The sequence below is a fragment of the Cephaloticoccus primus genome (assembly GCF_001580015.1).
In the GTDB taxonomy this organism is placed as follows: Bacteria; Verrucomicrobiota; Verrucomicrobiia; order Opitutales; family Opitutaceae; genus Cephaloticoccus; species Cephaloticoccus primus.
Window position 1 is genome coordinate 55,256 of sequence record NZ_LSZQ01000041.1, and the last position, 16,035, is coordinate 71,290.

Annotated in this window: 17 protein-coding genes; 1 reads left to right on the forward strand and 16 read right to left on the reverse strand. The window is 63.1% G+C overall.

Going from position 1 to position 16,035, the window contains the following annotated elements:
* Position 1 precedes the first annotated feature (1 nt).
* Positions 2–1,309, forward strand: coding sequence for an amino-acid N-acetyltransferase (argA, locus tag AXK11_RS04915; protein ID WP_082780905.1), 1,308 nt, complete (start codon positions 2–4; stop codon positions 1,307–1,309).
* 75 nt (positions 1,310–1,384) lie between these two features.
* Here argA and rpe read toward each other — a convergent pair whose 3' ends face one another.
* From rpe to AXK11_RS04980, 16 genes are all read right to left on the reverse strand, one after another.
* The gene (gene rpe, locus AXK11_RS04920; protein WP_082780906.1) at positions 1,385–2,173 is read right to left on the reverse strand and encodes a ribulose-phosphate 3-epimerase; all 789 of its coding nucleotides are present in this window, start codon (positions 2,171–2,173) and stop codon (positions 1,385–1,387) included.
* A complete protein-coding gene (gene lptE / locus AXK11_RS04925; protein ID WP_068629889.1) occupies positions 2,167–2,712 on the reverse strand; it encodes an LPS assembly lipoprotein LptE in 546 nt (181 codons plus the stop codon). The genes rpe and lptE overlap by 7 nt, the downstream gene beginning before the upstream one ends.
* Before the next feature lie 59 nt (positions 2,713–2,771).
* Entirely contained in the window at positions 2,772–3,857 is a 1,086-nt protein-coding gene (bamD, locus tag AXK11_RS04930; RefSeq protein WP_068629891.1) for an outer membrane protein assembly factor BamD, read from the reverse strand.
* A 79-nt stretch (positions 3,858–3,936) separates the two neighbouring features.
* Positions 3,937–4,929 (reverse strand): beta-ketoacyl-ACP synthase III, encoded by a 993-nt coding sequence (locus tag AXK11_RS04935; RefSeq protein ID WP_068629893.1) that lies wholly within the window; start codon positions 4,927–4,929, stop codon positions 3,937–3,939.
* Positions 4,930–6,012, reverse strand: a complete 1,083-nt coding sequence (gene plsX, locus AXK11_RS04940; protein ID WP_068629895.1) for a phosphate acyltransferase PlsX — start codon at positions 6,010–6,012, stop codon at positions 4,930–4,932.
* 92 nt (positions 6,013–6,104) lie between these two features.
* Entirely contained in the window at positions 6,105–6,284 is a 180-nt protein-coding gene (rpmF, locus tag AXK11_RS09410; RefSeq protein ID WP_068710976.1) for a 50S ribosomal protein L32, read from the reverse strand.
* Between the two features lie 94 nt (positions 6,285–6,378).
* Positions 6,379–7,614, reverse strand: coding sequence for a glycosyltransferase family 9 protein (locus tag AXK11_RS04945; RefSeq protein ID WP_068629897.1), 1,236 nt, complete (start codon positions 7,612–7,614; stop codon positions 6,379–6,381).
* Between the two features lie 6 nt (positions 7,615–7,620).
* Positions 7,621–9,408: an ABC transporter ATP-binding protein gene (locus AXK11_RS04950; RefSeq protein ID WP_068629899.1), complete on the reverse strand. Its 1,788-nt coding sequence runs from the start codon at positions 9,406–9,408 to the stop codon at positions 7,621–7,623.
* 50 nt (positions 9,409–9,458) lie between these two features.
* Complete coding sequence (locus AXK11_RS04955) at positions 9,459–10,406, reverse strand: ABC transporter permease (RefSeq protein ID WP_082780907.1); 948 nt, start codon at positions 10,404–10,406, stop codon at positions 9,459–9,461.
* A complete protein-coding gene (locus AXK11_RS04960) occupies positions 10,403–11,323 on the reverse strand; it encodes an ABC transporter permease (protein ID WP_068629901.1) in 921 nt (306 codons plus the stop codon). Before AXK11_RS04960 ends, AXK11_RS04955 begins: the two co-directional genes overlap by 4 nt.
* A gap of 212 nt (positions 11,324–11,535) precedes the next feature.
* Complete coding sequence (locus AXK11_RS04965) at positions 11,536–13,206, reverse strand: peptide ABC transporter substrate-binding protein (RefSeq protein ID WP_068629903.1); 1,671 nt, start codon at positions 13,204–13,206, stop codon at positions 11,536–11,538.
* Positions 13,207–13,548: 342 nt separating this feature from the next.
* Entirely contained in the window at positions 13,549–13,956 is a 408-nt protein-coding gene (locus AXK11_RS04970) for a PIN domain-containing protein (RefSeq protein ID WP_068629905.1), read from the reverse strand.
* Positions 13,953–14,288 carry a hypothetical protein gene (locus AXK11_RS04975; protein WP_068629907.1) on the reverse strand — a complete coding sequence of 112 codons (336 nt, stop codon included), beginning with the start codon at positions 14,286–14,288 and terminating at the stop codon, positions 13,953–13,955. The genes AXK11_RS04970 and AXK11_RS04975 overlap by 4 nt, the downstream gene beginning before the upstream one ends.
* Before the next feature lie 86 nt (positions 14,289–14,374).
* On the reverse strand, positions 14,375–14,842 hold the full coding sequence (locus tag AXK11_RS09765) for a PEP-CTERM sorting domain-containing protein (RefSeq protein ID WP_156469213.1): 468 nt from the start codon (positions 14,840–14,842) through the stop codon (positions 14,375–14,377).
* A 69-nt stretch (positions 14,843–14,911) separates the two neighbouring features.
* Positions 14,912–15,232, reverse strand: a complete 321-nt coding sequence (locus tag AXK11_RS09770) for a hypothetical protein (protein WP_156469214.1) — start codon at positions 15,230–15,232, stop codon at positions 14,912–14,914.
* A gap of 380 nt (positions 15,233–15,612) precedes the next feature.
* Positions 15,613–16,029 (reverse strand): DUF983 domain-containing protein, encoded by a 417-nt coding sequence (locus tag AXK11_RS04980; RefSeq protein WP_068629909.1) that lies wholly within the window; start codon positions 16,027–16,029, stop codon positions 15,613–15,615.
* Positions 16,030–16,035: the final 6 nt, after the last annotated feature.

Consider the following 16,035-nt stretch of genomic DNA (forward strand, 5'->3'; position numbering starts at 1 on the left):
CATGCCGACACCTGCGCTCGCCACCACCATCAAACCCACCGACCTGCGCGGGATCCTCCAGTACGTGCCGCGCTTCCAGGGGCAGATTTTCGTCATCGCCTTCGACGGCTCGATCGTCGCCGACGAGAATTTTGGCAACCTGCTCGTCGATGTCGCCGTGCTGCGCAGCCTCGGGATCAAAGTCGTGCTCGCCCACGGCATCGGCCAGCAGCTCCGCGAGCTCTCACAGCTCCGCGGCATCCCGATCTCCGATGCCGAAGGCAGCGGCATCACCGATGCGCCCACGCTCGACCTCGCCATCCGCGCCTCGTCCCGCGTCTCACACCTGATCCTCGAAGGCCTGGCGCAAAACAACCTCAAGGGCGCCACCACCAACGCCGTGCGCGCGCTGCCGCTGGGCATCATCCGCGGCGTCGATCAGCAATTCACTGCCAAGGTCGACCGCATCGATAAGGGCTTCATCCACTCACTCATCGACCGCGGCGTGATCCCGGTCGTAGCGCCTCTCGCCTTTGGGCCCGACGGCCGTTCGCTGCGCGTCAACTCCGACCTGCTTGCCGCCGAGCTCGCCGAGGCGCTCCACGCGACGAAGATCATTTACCTGACACCGCAGCCCGGGCTCTCCATCGGTGGTGCCGTGCAACCGCAAGTCGCGGTTGAAGCGCTGCGCAAACAGCTCGACGAAGCACCTGAGCAAATCGCCGAAAGCGGCCGCTCGAAAGCGCGGCACGCTGTCCACGCCATCGACAACGGTACCCCGCGCGTGCACATCGTCGATGGCCGCCTGCTCGACAGCCTGCTCAACGAAATCTTCTCCAACGAAGGCGTTGGCACGCTCATCTACGGCAACGATTACCAGCAAATCCGCAAGGCCACCCGCCGCGACGTCCGCTTCATCTATAGCCTCACCCGCAGCGCCGTGAAGCGCGAGGAGCTCGTCCAGCGCACCCAGCAAGCGATAGATAAAACCATCGACCAGTTCTATGTCTTCGAGATCGATGAAAACATCATCGCTTGCCTGAGCCTCATTTTCTACCCCGGTACGCCCAAGCTCGCCGAGCTCGGCGCCCTCTACGTGATGCCCTTTTACCAAAACCACGGCATCGGTAAAAAGATGGTCGAGTACGCCTGCCTCATGGCGAAGCAACAGGGGGCCGCGCAAATCCTCGCGCTCTCCACGCAAAGCTACGGCTTCTTCACCAACAACCTCGGCTTCAGCGAAGTGGACAAATCAATCCTGCCGGAAACGCGCCTGCGCCAGTACGAAGAAAGCGGCCGCAACGCCAAAGTCCTCGCCCGCACCCTGTGAGGGCGGGCGGAGCCGCCGGGCCCCGCGCGTTATCTCCGTTAGCCGCGTTATTTGTGTGCTGCGGTGAAGGGAAGGCTACAACTGCGCCACGGTTTGGGCGAAGGTGCGGAGGTCGGGGGCTTTGAAGAAGGCGGTGCCTGCGACGAAGGTATCGGCTCCGGCGGCGCGGCATTCGGCGGCGTGGGCGAGGTCGATTCCGCCATCGACTTCGAGCCGCCACTGCTGGCCGTTATCGCGGCGCCATTGGTCGAGCGTGCGGAGTTTCGCCAACATCTCGGGGCGAAAGGCCTGACCGCCAAAACCGGGCTGCACGGTCATGACGAGGACGAGGTCTACGCGGTCGAGCAGATGGCGCACGGCTTCGGCGGGCGTGTCGGGGTTGAGCGCAATCCCGCATTGGCAGCCGAGCGCGCGAATGCGGGCGAGTGCGGCGGCGTGATCGTAGTCGGGCTCAATGTGGATGCTGATGAGGTTGGCTCCGGCTTCGGCAAAGGCGCCGAGGTAGCGCTGCGGCTCGGAGAGCATCAGGTGCGTATCGAAGAAGAGGGGGGGCGCGGCCGGGGCGGCTTTTTCGGCGCGGCGCAGCGCAGCGAGCGTTTCGGGGCCGAAGCTGAGGTTGGGCACGAAGTGGCCGTCCATGATGTCGAGGTGCAGCCAGCGCAGGTCACACTGGGCGACACGCGCCGCACTTGCTGCGAGGTCGGCGTGGTCTCCGGCGAGTATTGAGGGCGCGAGAACGGCGCGGTGGAGCGGGGCGAGCTCAGGCGGCTGTGTTTCGTGTGCGGCGGTGGGCGCTCCGCGTGTGGCGTGTGTGGCGCACAAGCCTGCTGCTGCTGCGCCCGCCTGTCTGTTTTCGTTTACCATGTGTCGAGGACAGCATGTAGGGCCTTATCCGCAAGATCCTGTGCGAGGAGTGGCAGGGCTTGGTACTCGGCTTGCTGCTGGCCGCTATCGATGAAGATGTCGCGGCGGACTTCGATTGGTCGCGCGCGGAAATAGGTTTTGGCCGGCGTCTCCGCGCCTTCGCCTGCACGCAGCGTGAGCTCGGCGAGGAGGACGACGCTGAGCTTTCGCGCCAGACCGGTGTCCTCGGGATCGGCGGTGGCCGTTTCGCGGCGGTAGCTGCGGACTGTGATTTCCAGGACGGCACCCGCCGTGGCGGGATGAGCGGCGAGGGCGACGCGCCCATCATTTGCGAAGGCTTCGCGAACGGCGCCGGTGATAACGGCCTCCGCTTGCGGGACGAGTGCCCGCATTTTTACGGGCGCAACGTGGAGCGTGCTAAACGCCAGCGGAGCTTCCGCGCCCGTACCGAGCCGGTAGCCCATGCAGCCGCTGCCAAGGAGCGCCAGCCCAACCGCAAGCGCGAGTGCCGGGAGCGGGAAGCGCAAGCGACGACGCATAGAAAGGAAGGGCGGGAGGGAGGGGGGCGTTGGTGTGCGCGCGAGAGACGTCGTGTTTGTTAGAAAAACAGGAAACGTTTCTTCTTCTTCGCGCCACCTGCGCTTCCCGCTCCGTCGTTGTCGCTGGGTTGGTGTTTGGCAGCGGCGGCATCGACTTTGGCGAGTTGCGCGCGGGCGTGCTCGGCGATGTCGGAGTTCGGGTAAATGGTGATCGCCTCGTTATAAAACACCCGGGCTGCGGTGTAGTTGTCGCGTTTCTTGAAGTAGAAGTCGGCGATCTTGATTTTGCTCTGCGCGAGGACGGTGCGCATCTCGTCGAGCCCTTCTTCGGCGCGGGCTACGCCGGGATCTCCGGGGAAGAGGATGAGGAAGTCCTCAAAGTAGGTCGCCGCTTCTTGTGTGGAGGCCTGGTCGTACTCGGGCCCATCGACGAGCGAAGCATGCGCCTCGGCGAGGCGCAGGTAGGCATCGGGCCCGAGGAGGCTGTCCGGGTAGTTGTTGATCATCCGGTCGTAGGCATCGATGGCCTCCATTTCGTTGCCGAGGCGTTGGTGCCCGCGAGCGATGTTCATCATGGCGAGCGGCGCGTAGTCGCTGTAGGGGGCCTCCCATACGACGACCTCAAATTGTTGCACGCCTTTGCCGCGGTCGGTGAAGCCGGGGAAGAAGCCCCACCAGCGGTTGCGCGCGCCGTCGAGCAGGGCGCTGGCGATCTGGTACTGGCGGCCGATGATTTCGTTAAAGCGGTCGGTGTTGGGGTAGCGGGCGATGAGCTGCGAGTAGGCGTCGAAGGCCTTGTTGTACTGCTTGCGCTGCAGGTACAGATCGGCTCCGCGGTAGAGTGCTTCGGGGGTGTAGATGGAGGTCGGGTAGCGTTTGACGACGCGGGCGTAGCGTTTGGCGGCTGCGCCTTTGCTCCCGCGCTCTTCGGCGCGGCGCGCACTGTTCATCAAGGACAGCGCACTGCGGCGGTCATCGAGCGAGGAGAGGCCCGGGGGCGCGCCGCTTGCGGTCTGCCAGCCGGTGTCCGGATCCCAGGTCAAGTTAACGGCGCGCGCGTCGCGCTTGAAGGGGGAGGCGAGCGCGAGTACGGCCAGTGCGGCGATCAGGAGCGGGAGTCGGCGGCGCGGAGCGGAGAAAATCATGACAAAGTGGAGCGTGTGCGGGCGGGCGCGAGGATGGGCGCGATTGAGCGGATCGCCTTACTCTGAAGGCGTTAAAAACTCACCAGCGAACCAGCGCCGAACCGTAGGTCAAGCCCGCCCCAAAAGCGACGAGTAGCGTAACGTCGCCCGGGCGGATCCGGCCGCTGCGGCGGGCTTCGTCGATGGCGATCGGGATGGAGGCTGCCGAGGTGTTGCCGTAGCGATCAACGTTTACAAAAAAACGCTCCAGCGGGAGTTGGAGCTGCTTGGCGACGGCTTCGATGATCCGCTGGTTGGCCTGGTGAGGGATGATCAGCCCGATGTCGTCAGACGTGAGTCCGTTTTTGGCGAGGATGTCGCGAGCGGTCTCGGCCATGGCGCGCACGGCGAGTTTGAAGAGCTCCTTGCCCTTCATCTTGATAAAGTGATCTCCTGCGGCGATTGACTCGGCGGTGGGCGGGTGGGTGCTGCCGCCCTTGGGGACATAAAGCAGGTCAAGGCTATCGCCGTAGGCGCCGAGTTTGACGTCGATCAAGCCCGCCCCGGACGCGTCACTGGGGCCCAGGACGACTGCCGCGGCGCCGTCGCCAAAGAGCACGCAAGTCGTGCGGTCACTCCAGTCGATGATCGTAGAGAGCTTTTCGGAGCCGATGAGCAGCGCGCGCTTGTAGCGGCCCGACTGCACCATCGCCGCTGCCGTATCCAGCCCGTAGACGAAGCCCGAGCAGGCCGCGCTAAGGTCGAAGCAAGCGGTGGTGTGCGGGAGCCCGAGCTTGTGCTGCACGCTGCAAGCCGAGGCGGGCATGGTGAGGTCGGGCGTGACGGTGGCGAGGACGAGCAGGTCGATCTCGCTGGCGGCGATCCCGGCGTCGGCCAGGGCCGCGCGTGCGGCGGCGACCGCCATGTCGGAGGTCGCTTCTTCGGGGCCTGCGACGCGCCGCTCGCGGATGCCGCTGCGGGTGACGATCCACTCGTCACTTGTTTCGATCTTCGCCGAGAGCTCGGCATTGGTGAGCACGCGGGTTGGCGCGTGTGCGCCGGTGCCGAGGATGCGGATGGAGGGAGTAGCCATTTACTGGGGGGAAAGAGGAGTGGAGAGGACAGAGGCGGCGCGCTGCACGTCGGCCTCGATGTGTTGGTTCATTTCGGCGCTGATGATCTCGCCCGCAGCGCAGATGGCGGCGCAGATGGCGAGCCGCTTGCTGGAGCCGTGGGCTTTCAGGATGTTGCCCCGCAGGCCCAGCAGCGGTGCGCCGCTGTGTCGGTCGGGGTCGATCCGCGACTTGAGCGCGGCAAAGGCCCCTTTGGCCATGATCGCCCCGGCCATGCGCAGCGGATTGGCGCGCAGCTCGGCTTTGATCGTAGAGGTGAAAAACTTCACGAGCGATTCCCAGCTCTTGAGCATGATGTTACCGACAAAGCCGTCGCACACCACGACATCCACCGGCTCTTCTGCGGCGAAGACCTGGAAGCCCTCAATCGGCCCCGCGTAGTTGAGGATGCCCTGCGCGTGGGCGGCGCGCAGCAGCGCATGCGCCTCGGTGGTCAGCGCGTTACCCTTACCTTCCTCAGTGCCGATGCTCATGAGGCCGATGCGTGGTGTGGCCTGCCCGAGGCGCACGCGGCAGTAATGGCTGCCGAGGATGGCGTTGTGCAGCAAGTGCTCGGGGCGCGCCTCGGGATTGGCCCCCGCGTCGATGAGGACGAAGCTGCCGCCCGCGCGCGGGACGACCGCTGCGAGCGCCGGCCGGGCGATCCCCTGCATGGTGCGTAGCCGTAGCGTGCCGCCTGCCATGAGCGCGCCCGTGTTGCCGCAACTGACGACGACGCTGGCAGCTCCGTCTTTGACGAGCTCGATTGCCCGCAGCATCGAGGAGTTCTTTTTGCGCCGCAGCGCGAGTACCGGCTTGTCATCCATCGTGATGACCTCGGGCGCATGGTGCAGCGAAAGCCGCTGCCCATCGATTGGCAGCGAAGCCTGGGCCAGTAGCGGAGTGAGCTGCGCCTCATCGCCCACCAGCACAACCGGGTTGAGCGCGGGCTGCTGCGCGAGCGCGAGCTTTACGGCAGCGACGACCTCCGCCGGGCCGAGGTCCCCGCCCATAGCATCAACGGCGATGCGTCGGGCAGCACTGTCGCGGGACGAAGTAAGCATCGTAGCGGGGCGATGCCAGGTGATTTTCTGGGCGGGCGAGCGCGGGCCTTGGTAGTGCCCCGGGCCATTATCGGGCCTTGGGCTGGCCCGGACTAGACCTCGACGTTGAGCACCTGCCGCCCGCGGTACATGCCCGTCTTCGGGTTCACGTGGTGCGGGCGAAAGAGACTTCCATCAGTCGGGTCTTTGGCAAATTCAGGCGCCTGGAATGCGTTAGCGGCGCGGCGGTTAGCGCTACGGCGCTTGGATTGCTTACGTTTGGGTTGAGCCATGATTGCGTGGTTTTAAGAGCTGTGTTGCGCGGAGTGAGGCGGCCAGTTTCTGGCGTAAAAAGGCGCGGACTTAAGGGAGTGAGCCCCCGCAGCGTCAAGCGCTATCCCTGAAGTCGGGCTGCTGCAGGTAAGCCAAACTTTGGGCGCAGGCGTTGAAGACGGTTTCGGGGCTGAGCTTGCGCACGCAGTAGCTGCGGTAGGAGTCGTCCTTTTGGCAGGGCGTGGGCGTGTCGGGCAGGCAGGTGCAGGGCAGGGCGGTTTGCAGGACTTGATGGCCTTGGCCGAGGGGGCTCCAGTTGGCCGCATTTTGGGAGCCAAAGAGGGCGACGACGGGCGTGCCGACGGCGGCGGCGAGGTGCATCGGGCCGCTGTCGTGGCAGAGCATGAGGTCAAAGCGGCTGCACAGTGCGGCGAGTCCTCCAATGGAGAGTGCTTCGTCGATTAACACGAGATGTGATTGCGCGGCGGCGCGGATGGCTTGGGCAGTGCCGCGCTCACCTGCGCCTGCGACGAGGAAAACCTGGGCGTCGAGCTCGTCCTGGAGTCGGTCGCAGACAGCGGCGAAGCGCTCGGCGGGCCAGACCCGGTATCGGCTGCGGCTGCCCGGATGGACGAGGATGCGGGGCCGCTGCACTGCCGTGTGAAAGGCGCGGCCTGTGTCTGTGGGGCCGCCTGGTGAGGCTGGCGTTGTTGCGCTGTGCGGCGCCGCGAATCTCTGCGTGTGGGCGAGATCGGCGGGGCGAGGGGGCAGGGAGACTTCGCGCGTGCGGATGGAGACGCCGCTGGCTGCGATTAACTGGAGGTACGTTTCGGTGATGTGTTGGGAGCAGAAGTCGCGCTCGCGAAGCTTGACACTCCCTGTGTAGGCCCAGCGATGGCGGAAGGTCTGCCCCTCGCGTTCGTAAGTCAGGCGGATGGGCGCAGCGGTGAGGCGGGTGACGAGTGCAGTCCTATCCGAGTTGTCGAAGTCGAAGACGTGGGTGAAGCGGGTGCAGCGCAGCTCGCGTATGAAGCGGGGCCACTGCGTGAGCTTGGCGGGGAAACTGCGCACGCGATCCACTTCCGGGTGGAGCGCGGCGACGGGCGCGTAGGCTCGATCGGCGAGCAGGGCGATTTGCGCGGTGGGCCAGTGGAGCCGCAGGTTTTTTAAAACCGAGCCGAGCAGCACGATGTCGCCCAGGTAGCGGCGGCGGATGAGGAGCAGGCGTGGGCGATCAGGGGGCGTCTCCTGTGCGCGGGCTGGGGTGGTGTCCGCGCTGGATGGTGGTGGTGGCGAGTGGGGCGAGCTCGTGTGTTGTTGGTGTGGTGGCGGCGGCTCGGTCTGGGTCATGTATCGCTAGGCGGTGATGGTGCCGCGGTTATCGGCGGCGGCGTGAGGGCTGGTGGTTTGTTGATCGTAGAGGCTGCGGTAAAGTGGGGTGTTTGCGTAGAGCTCGGCGTGGGGGCCGCTGGCGACGAGCCGGCCCTGGTCGAGGACGAGAATCATGGAGGCGTCGCGGATGGTGCTGAAGCGGTGGGCGATGATCAGTACGGTCTTGCCGACGACGAGGCGTTGGAGCGCGTCCTGGATCATTTGTTCGCTCTGCGCGTCGAGGGCGGAGGTCGCCTCATCAAGGATGAGGATCGGCGCATTTCGCAAGAAGGCGCGGGCGATGGCGATGCGCTGTTTTTGCCCACCGGAGACGAGGGCGCCGTGCTCGCCGACGTTGGTATCGTAGCCCTTGGGCAGGTTGCGGATAAACTCATCGGCGTGTGCGGCGGTGGCGGCGGCGATGACTTCTTCGCGGGTGGCGTCGGGGCGGCCGAGGAGCAGGTTGTTGTAGATCGTGTCGTTAAACAGGACGGGCTCTTGCGAGACGATGGCGATGTGGCGGCGCAGCTCGGCGAGCCGCAGTTGGCGGATGTCGGTGCCGTCGATGGTGATCGCGCCCGAGTCGATGTCGTGGAGCCGCAGGATGAGGTTGACGAAGGTCGTCTTGCCGCCGCCGCTGGGGCCGACGAGCGCGCAGGTCGTGCCTGCCGGGATTTTTATGTCGATGCGGTCAAGGACGGGCCGCGGCGCATCGGGCGCGTAAGAGAAACTGACGTGCTCGAATGCGATTTCTCCGCGCGGCGTTGCGGCGAGCGTGCGGGGATTTTCGGGATCGGTGATCCGCAGCGGTTCGCGCAGGATGGGCTCCAGCCGGTCGAGCGCGGCGGCTCCGCGTTTGAGCTCGGAGTTGAGCGCGCCGAGTTTTTTAACCGGTTCGTAACAGAGGTACAGGGCGGTGAGTACGCCCATGAGGCTGCTGAAGCTGATGCCCGTGCGGTAGGCAAAAACGAGCGTGAGCGCGATGCCGAGCGCGGAGAGCACTTCTATCGTGGGGTTCAGCGCGAGCGCGTATTTTACGATCTTCATCTGCGCGGTGAGCAGCGCGCGGGAGGCTTTTGCGAAGCGCGTGGTCGCCAGTGCTTCGAGGCCGAAGGCGCGGACCTCGCGCGCGGCGCCGAGGTTTTCGGTGAGCAGCGAAGAGATGGAGCCGATTTGCGACTGGGCTTGCTGGGCGCGCTTCAGGACTTTGCGGCCCACGTAGCGCACGGGGAAAACGCACAGCGGCACGATGGCCATGCAGACGAGTGCAAGCGCGATGCCCTCGGTCGTGAGCGCGGCCCAGATGACGTAGCTCAGCGCGCCGACCAGCGAGAGGGGGTGCTTCACGCCCTCGCTGGCGAGCGCCGTGATCGTGTACTGGAGCTGATTCGCATCCGAGATCGCGCGCGAGCTGAGGTCGCCCTTTTGATAACGCTGCAAGTAGGCGAGCGGGAGGTGCTGGAGTTTTGAGAAATAATCGACGCGCAGCGCCTCCAGCACGCGCGTGCCGATGCCCTGAAACAGGTAGGCGCTGAGGTAGCCTGCTGCCCCGCGCACGAGAAAGAGCGCCGGAATCAACAGCGCCAGCCGCGCGACTTCGCCCAGTGCCATCGTGCGTTCTTCGCTGTCGAAGATGGGGCCAAAAACAGTGGGCAACAAGTAGGGCAGCCCGAAGCCATTGGCCGCCGAGTACAGACACAGCGCGACGAGCGCGAGAGCGAGCTTGGCGCGCAGCGGGCGCAGGTAGCGAAAGTAGGGGCGGAAGCGGCGCATCGTCGGGGGGGGAGGAGGGGAGCGAAAAGGTTTTGGTGCGGTGCCAGCGGCTAGTCTTTTGCGCTGCGGCTATCGAGTGCGTCGCGCAGGCCGTCGCCCAGAAAGTTGAGAGAGAACAAGGTCACGGAAAACAGCGCTCCCGGGAAGAAGAGCAGCCACCAGAACTCCTCCATTTTTTCGGCGCCATCTTTGATGAGGACGCCCCATGAGCTGAGCGGCGGCTGCACGCCGAGCCCCAGAAAGCTGAGGAAGGCTTCGAGCAGCATCACCGCCGGAATCGTGAGCGTAGTGTAAACGATGATGGGCCCCAGCGCGTTGGGGATCATGTGACGAAAGATGATCCGCCGCTTGCTCAGCCCGAGCGCGTGGGCCGCCTCGATAAACTCCATTTTCTTGAGCGAGAGGATCTGGTCGCGCACGATCCGCGCCATCGTGAGCCACTCCACTGCGCCGATGGCGACGAAGAGCAGCACGATGTTTCGGCCAAAGAAGACCATCAGCAGGATAACAAAAATCGTAAACGGCAGCGCGTACATGATGTCTACGACGCGCATCATCAGCGCATCGAGCTTGCCGCCGAAGAAGCCCGCGACTGCGCCGTAAACGACGCCGATCGTCAGCGCGACCAGCGTTGCGCACAGCCCGACGCCGAGGCTGATCCGCCCGCCCACGAGCAGGCGTACCAGCAGGTCGCGCCCGAGCGTATCGGTGCCCAGCCAATGTGCGGCACTCGGCGCGCTGGCGCCCAGGTCGAGATCTTGGGCCTCGTAAGTGTAGGCGCTGAACAGCGGGCCGAAGAGGCAGGCCAGCGTGAGCAGCAGCAGTGCGCCACCGCCGAAAACAGCCAGCTTGTTTTTCGCGAGTCGCCGCCATGCGTCGCGCCAGAGCGAGTGGGCTGCGGCCTCATTATGTGGGAGCTCGCCCGTGGGCTGCGGGGCCCGCGCAGCGCTCCCGGCTGTGGGCGCGGACTGTGGTGTCGTTGCGTTGGTCGGCTTCACTCGAATTTGCGGCGTGGGTTGAGCCAGACTTGGGCGAGATCGACCGCGAGGTTTAGCGTGACGATCAGCGTCGCGTAGAGGATCACTGTCCCGAGCACGAGGGTGTAGTCGCGGTTAAACGCGCTCTGCACAAACTCGCGTCCGAGGCCCGGGATCTGGAAAATCGTCTCGATCACAAAAGAGCCCGTGAGGATGCCCGCGATGGCGGGCCCGAGGAAGGAGACCACCGGCAGCAGCCCGCCGCGCAGCGCGTGCACCCGGAGAATGCGCGCTGCCGAGGCGCCCTTGGCCTGCGCAGTGCGGATGTAGTCCTGACCTAAAACTTCGAGCATGCCGCCGCGTGTGAGCCGTGCGATGTAGGCCGCATAGACGAGCCCCAGCGTAAGCGCGGGCAGCACGCGATCCGTCGGCCCGTACCAGCCCGAGGCGTTTACCCAGCCGAGCTTGATTGCAAAGAAGAGCACAAACAGCGGCCCGAGCACAAAGGTCGGCACGCAGATGCCGATCATGGCGACCGAGCTGCACAGGTAGTCGGCGAAGCGATTGCGCCGCACGGCCGCCACCACGCCCAGCGGCAGCCCGAGCGCGAGTGCGATACCCAGCGAGAGCCCGCCGAGCTCCAGCGAGACGGGGAGCTTGTCCGCGATGATCTCGTTTACGCTGCGGCTCGCGTACTTGAAAGAGGGGCCCAGGTCGCCGTGCAGGACGAGCTTGCCCATGTAGTCGAGGTACTGTCGCCACAGCGGTTGATCGAGGCCGTAGTGCGCTTCGAGGTTGCGGAGGACTTCCGGCGTCACCGCCTTTTCTGCGGTGAAGGGCCCACCGGGCACGAAGCGGATCATGAAGAACGTCGCCGTGATGATCACCCAAAGGACGACGACGATTTGCAGCGCGCGGCTGAGGATGAAGCGGGTCATCGGCGGGTTATGCTGTTTTCTCGTAAACCGAAAAAATCGCCCCCGCGGGCAGGCCCGATTTTCTCGACGTTTCGCACGCCGTGCATTGCCCGCGCCCGTGCGCCTTGTCGCCCCGGGCGATTAGCGCGGTATGGCGGGCGGGCGGAGTGGGGCGAACGAACGGCAGTTGGGCTTCCCATGCGGGCGATTGGTTTGGGTTTACGAGTCGCGGCTCACTGAGCGTTTTCGATGGAGATGTATTTGTACGGATGGATGTCGATGAGGGTGGGGTAGTAGCCTTTTACGCGCGGGCTTAGGAGCACCTTTTTCACGTAATAATGGACGGGGATGATTGGCAGCTCGTCGATCAGGATGGCGTCCATTTGCTGGTAGTAGCGGTAGCGCTCTTCATCGTTTTGGGCGGCGAGTGCGGCGTGCAGGAGCCGGTCGTATTCGGGCGAGCCCCAGCCTGTGTTATTGTTGCCGTTACCGGTTTCCCAGATCTCTAGGAAGACATGCGGGTCGATGTAGTCGGCGACCCAGCCACCGCGCAGCAGCGTGTAGTCGCCCGTACTCTGGCGGTCGAGGTAGACCTTCCACTCCTGGTTCACGAGCTCGACCTCCACGCCGAGCTGGGTCTTCCACATCTGCTGGACGGCCTCGGCGATGGCGCGGTGGTTTTCCGAGGTGTTGTAGAGAAGCTCGATTTTCGGGAGGCCGCGGCCTTCCGGGTAGCCGGCTTCGGCGAGGAGCGCGCGTGCTTCTTCGAGGCTGCCGCTGAGTTGCGCCTCGGGGAAGTAGCCCGCAGTGCCCGGGTAGCTGACGGCGTAGGCAGGCTGCTCGCCGCCGCGCGTGACGTTGCGCACGAGGCTTTCGCGGTCGATCGCCAGCGCGAGGGCGCGGCGGATGCGCTTGTCGTTGAGGGGCGGGCGGGTGACGTTGACGCGGTAAAAGTAGAGCGCGAGCAGCGGGTCGCGCCGGAGTAGCTCGGGGTGGTCGCGCGCGTAGCTGGGGATTTTCGAGTTGGGGAGCCCGTCGGTGAGGTCGAGCTTGCCGGTGCGAAACAGCCGCTCGTCGGCGGCGATATCGTCAGTCGCGTAAAAGTGGATCTCGTCGAGTTTTACAGTTTTGGCGTCCCAGTAGTGCGGGTTGCGCTCGACGACGATCCGCTGGTTGGGCGACCACTCTTTGAGGCGAAACGGGCCGTTGCCGACGAAGTGGCCGACGCGCGTCCACGGCGTGCGCTTCTCCTCCACCGGGCCGTATTGGGCGATGACCTTTACCGGCACCGGCCACCAGGAAGAGTGGCCGGCGATGATTTTGGGCAGGTACGGTGTGGGATTTTTCAGCCGCACGACGAAGGTGCGCTCGTCGGGCGCGGCGAAGCCCACCTGGGCGAAGTCGCTGAGGCGGCCCTCGTAGTAATCCTTGGCGCCGGCGACAAAGTTGTAGACGAGGTACGCGTAGTTGGCGGCGAGCTTGGGCGAGAGGAGCCGGCGAAAGGAATCGACGATCTCGCTGGCGAGCAGCGGCGATCCGTCGCTCCACTTGAGCCCTTCGCGCAAATGAAACGTGTACGTGAGCCCGTCGGCGGAGACGTCCCAGCGCTCGGCCATGCCCGGGACGGGTTCGAGGCTGCGCGGGTCTTGGCCGAGCAGGCCTTCGGAGAGTGCCATGATGATCTTGTGCTCGGGAAAGCCGGTGACCGTTTGCCCGTCGATGTCCTGCGGCTCAGTGCCATTTCCCACGCGGAAAACCATCTTGGGCGCGCCGTCGGGGCGGAGTGCGTCGCGCTCCTGCGCGCCGCGTTTTTCGCCACCGCCGCAACCTCCAAGGGTAAACGCCAGCGCAGAGAGCGCAGCACACAAGAGTGAGGACCGAAACTGCCGGAAATAACGCGTCATGAAGGCTGCAGACTGTGAAGCACCGCCATTCGCTCCGGCAAGGCACCTTCGGGGTGTTTTTGTCGGTATAGATTCGTACCGTGACTGGGCCCTCCCGTGTTAGCGGGAAAGCGCTTGCCGCGTGGGGCCTCCTGTCGCCGCTGACCCGCCACTTCGAATTAGCGTGGCCAGGAACGGCAGAAAGGTGAGGGAGGCCCTCTCTCCACGGTCGCACCAGTTCAAACTGTGGGGTGGTGGCAGTGTGGCGCTGACGTTGCGCTTAGGCCGCGCGCGATCCGGTGCGCAGCCCATCGACGTGTACGCCGCAATTCCTAATAAAGCGGCCTGCAAAGGAGCCTGCGACTAAAATGCTCTGCGAGCTTGGCGCGGATCGTCGAAGCCGACTCGGGTCAGGCCGCTGATCCGATCAAAGCCCTTGTCGTTGCTCAGGACAGGCATTCTGAGCTCAAACGCGCAAGCGGCCACCCAGATGTCGTTTTGTTCAATGCCGTAGCCCGACACCCTCAGTTGGTGGCAAATTTGGCTATAGTACTTGCCCGTCTCCCGTGTGATCGGGTGGATGCGACAGTCGGGCAGGATGTCTTTAAGCCACTGTTCGAGTTTGGCCCTCTTCTTGGAGTGCTTAAGCCCACATTCATATTCACCAAGCACCACAACAGGCAGGACGACTTCCGCGGCATCAGCAGTGATAGCCTCCACGCTTGGGAATTTATCCCCCCAGCCAGAAAGCGCGTTGGTGTCGTAGATCATGCCGGGGCTTGGTTTCGCCACTCCAGTGGCACTGAGTAGGTATCGTCCATCAGGTCCGAGATCCAGATGCCCTCCTCGCGAAGGCCGTTAAGTGTCTCGGATGCGGCCTTTCTTCGGGCGACGACCTCGGGCGGTGGTGGCGGGCCCAGCGTGCGCGGGTCGAAGGGGCCCATATCTACGCCGTTCACGTAGTAGCGCAGCCCGTTCGGCTTGCGCCGGGCCTTTTCCTCAATCGCCTGGGTGAGGAACTCGGGGAGGTCGAGCTCGTACTTGGCCGCCCCCTCTTTGGCGAGGGCGGCGACCTCTTCGGGAATCTCAATTGTCGTAGTCATGGGCGTGCGTGGGACTGGCGGGTTGCGGTCTTTGAGATGGATGCTACTGCAACTTGGGGAGCGGTCAAGCAGTGGAGGGGCTCTCTTCAGGTGTTTGCGCGTGGCGGCGCGTTGTGCCTCGGTTTGAGGAAAACGCCTTGTTTTCTTCTACATACAGAAACGCCTAACCCCAACACCCCAAAAATCGCTCCACAAGTCGAAGGCTCAGGTGTCGAAGAAATCGACCAATAATCTTTGTTATAGTTCACTAGATGGATAGCGTTTCGGTCGTAACCTTCAAATTCCATTTTCTTGAGCGCATCATTGAGATGCGCACTATCTTTGCGAACGAGAAGGAAATCACGCCCTTCCTTCCAATAGCGTACTGCAAGGGTTCCGCCGTCTGAAATGATGAGGTCATCTAGATATAGGAACCTTTGGGCATCTCCTCGGAGACTGGGTCTGCCAAAATTGACTATACCATATTTCTCTACTCTTATTTGATGAATAGTGTTGGTGATTGATCTGTTATTGTATTCAATAAATCCTATGGATCCGCGTTTGAGAGTGACCATTGATATAGTGGAGAATTGATTATCCTCATCTAATCGAATAGATCCACTGTCTTCTGCGATAATATTTCCTTAGATGGCTATTTTGCCCCTATTTTTCCCTAGGCCAATGTGGTTGTTGGCTCCTGATACTATAGCATCTCCTGTATATGTATTAGACTCGTTCCCTCTTATCACGAGTACGGCAGCACCTGTGTGTTTTCCTGATACGTGTAATCCAATGCGTTTTGTAGAGTCTGCGATAATAGAATCAATTGTAATTCCTCCGCATTCACCTATTCCCGAGAAAAATCGAAGGCCTATGAAGTCTACACTTGATGTTATTTTGCCTTTCCCGGTTATTTTTCCTGAAGTAGATGGCTCGATATCAATCCCTCCAGAGTCGATTACCATTGTGTGACCGTTGAGATTGGTAGTAGATTCTTTAATTATTTTTAGTGAGCCCTTGAAATCACTATCCAGTATCCAGTCTTGTGAGACTTTAGTTCTATCTCCGGCGGGTCTATAGCTCTCTATATTATTAAGTACTTCTACAGGGGGGGGGGATGTACGCAGGTGACAGAACTATACTGCACAGGTAGGCCGTGAATGGTGCCAGGACTTTATTAAGTTTCATAGGAGCGATAGGTTCCCTATGTCGTTCGTCCCGGATGGAACGAAATCGGATACGCTAAACTTGGCTACTCATGCTGGATTTTAATTACGCCAAGCTAGTTTGCGGGGACGGGTTGCGAGCGAGCAGCCAGATAGGTAACCCGGTTAGTGACCATTCTTCAGGTGTGCTCGTCTTCGCCTTCGTTCAGGGGGCGTTGGTTGGCGGGCAGGTGTGTGGGCAGGAAGAAGTAGTAAAAGCCGAGCCACCAACTGCGCGAAGGCCGGTAGAGCAGGACGGGGATGCCGATGGCGCCGATGCCTGCGAGGATGAGCGTAGCCGTCCAACTGAAAACACCGCGAAATGAGAGGATCGCCAGCGGGAGCATGTACCCAAAGAGGGTTACGGCGTAGCTGAGCGTGAGTGCGCCGAGGAAAAAGCCCTCCTCGCGCTCAAGCCGCACTCCGCAGTGGGAGCAGCTTTTGTTGAGCTCGAAGAGCGAGCCTTTCTTGAAAAGCGTCTTCGCTCCGCAGTTGGGGCAGCGGTTGGTGAGACCCCTGATGAGGATTTGCCTGCGGCTGACCTTTGGGGAATCCAATGGGGA

What these genes read in the sequence shown, in the direction of transcription:
- rpe (WP_082780906.1), bottom strand. Translation starts at nt 2,173, where the DNA reads ATGGTAAACGAAAACAGACAGGCGGGCGCAGCAGCAGCAGGCTTGTGC.
- AXK11_RS04960 (WP_068629901.1), bottom strand. Translation starts at nt 11,323, where the DNA reads ATGACCCGCTTCATCCTCAGCCGCGCGCTGCAAATCGTCGTCGTCCTT.
- AXK11_RS09765 (WP_156469213.1), bottom strand. Translation starts at nt 14,842, where the DNA reads ATGGTCACTCTCAAACGCGGATCCATAGGATTTATTGAATACAATAAC.
- AXK11_RS04975 (WP_068629907.1), bottom strand. Translation starts at nt 14,288, where the DNA reads ATGACTACGACAATTGAGATTCCCGAAGAGGTCGCCGCCCTCGCCAAA.
- AXK11_RS04950 (WP_068629899.1), bottom strand. Translation starts at nt 9,408, where the DNA reads ATGCGCCGCTTCCGCCCCTACTTTCGCTACCTGCGCCCGCTGCGCGCC.
- plsX (WP_068629895.1), bottom strand. Translation starts at nt 6,012, where the DNA reads ATGCTTACTTCGTCCCGCGACAGTGCTGCCCGACGCATCGCCGTTGAT.
- AXK11_RS04935 (WP_068629893.1), bottom strand. Translation starts at nt 4,929, where the DNA reads ATGGCTACTCCCTCCATCCGCATCCTCGGCACCGGCGCACACGCGCCA.
- lptE (WP_068629889.1), bottom strand. Translation starts at nt 2,712, where the DNA reads ATGCGTCGTCGCTTGCGCTTCCCGCTCCCGGCACTCGCGCTTGCGGTT.
- AXK11_RS04965 (WP_068629903.1), bottom strand. Translation starts at nt 13,206, where the DNA reads ATGACGCGTTATTTCCGGCAGTTTCGGTCCTCACTCTTGTGTGCTGCG.
- bamD (WP_068629891.1), bottom strand. Translation starts at nt 3,857, where the DNA reads ATGATTTTCTCCGCTCCGCGCCGCCGACTCCCGCTCCTGATCGCCGCA.
- rpmF (WP_068710976.1), bottom strand. Translation starts at nt 6,284, where the DNA reads ATGGCTCAACCCAAACGTAAGCAATCCAAGCGCCGTAGCGCTAACCGC.
- AXK11_RS04970 (WP_068629905.1), bottom strand. Translation starts at nt 13,956, where the DNA reads ATGATCTACGACACCAACGCGCTTTCTGGCTGGGGGGATAAATTCCCA.
- argA (WP_082780905.1), top strand. Translation starts at nt 2, where the DNA reads ATGCCGACACCTGCGCTCGCCACCACCATCAAACCCACCGACCTGCGC.
- AXK11_RS04945 (WP_068629897.1), bottom strand. Translation starts at nt 7,614, where the DNA reads ATGACCCAGACCGAGCCGCCGCCACCACACCAACAACACACGAGCTCG.
- AXK11_RS09770 (WP_156469214.1), bottom strand. Translation starts at nt 15,232, where the DNA reads ATGGTAATCGACTCTGGAGGGATTGATATCGAGCCATCTACTTCAGGA.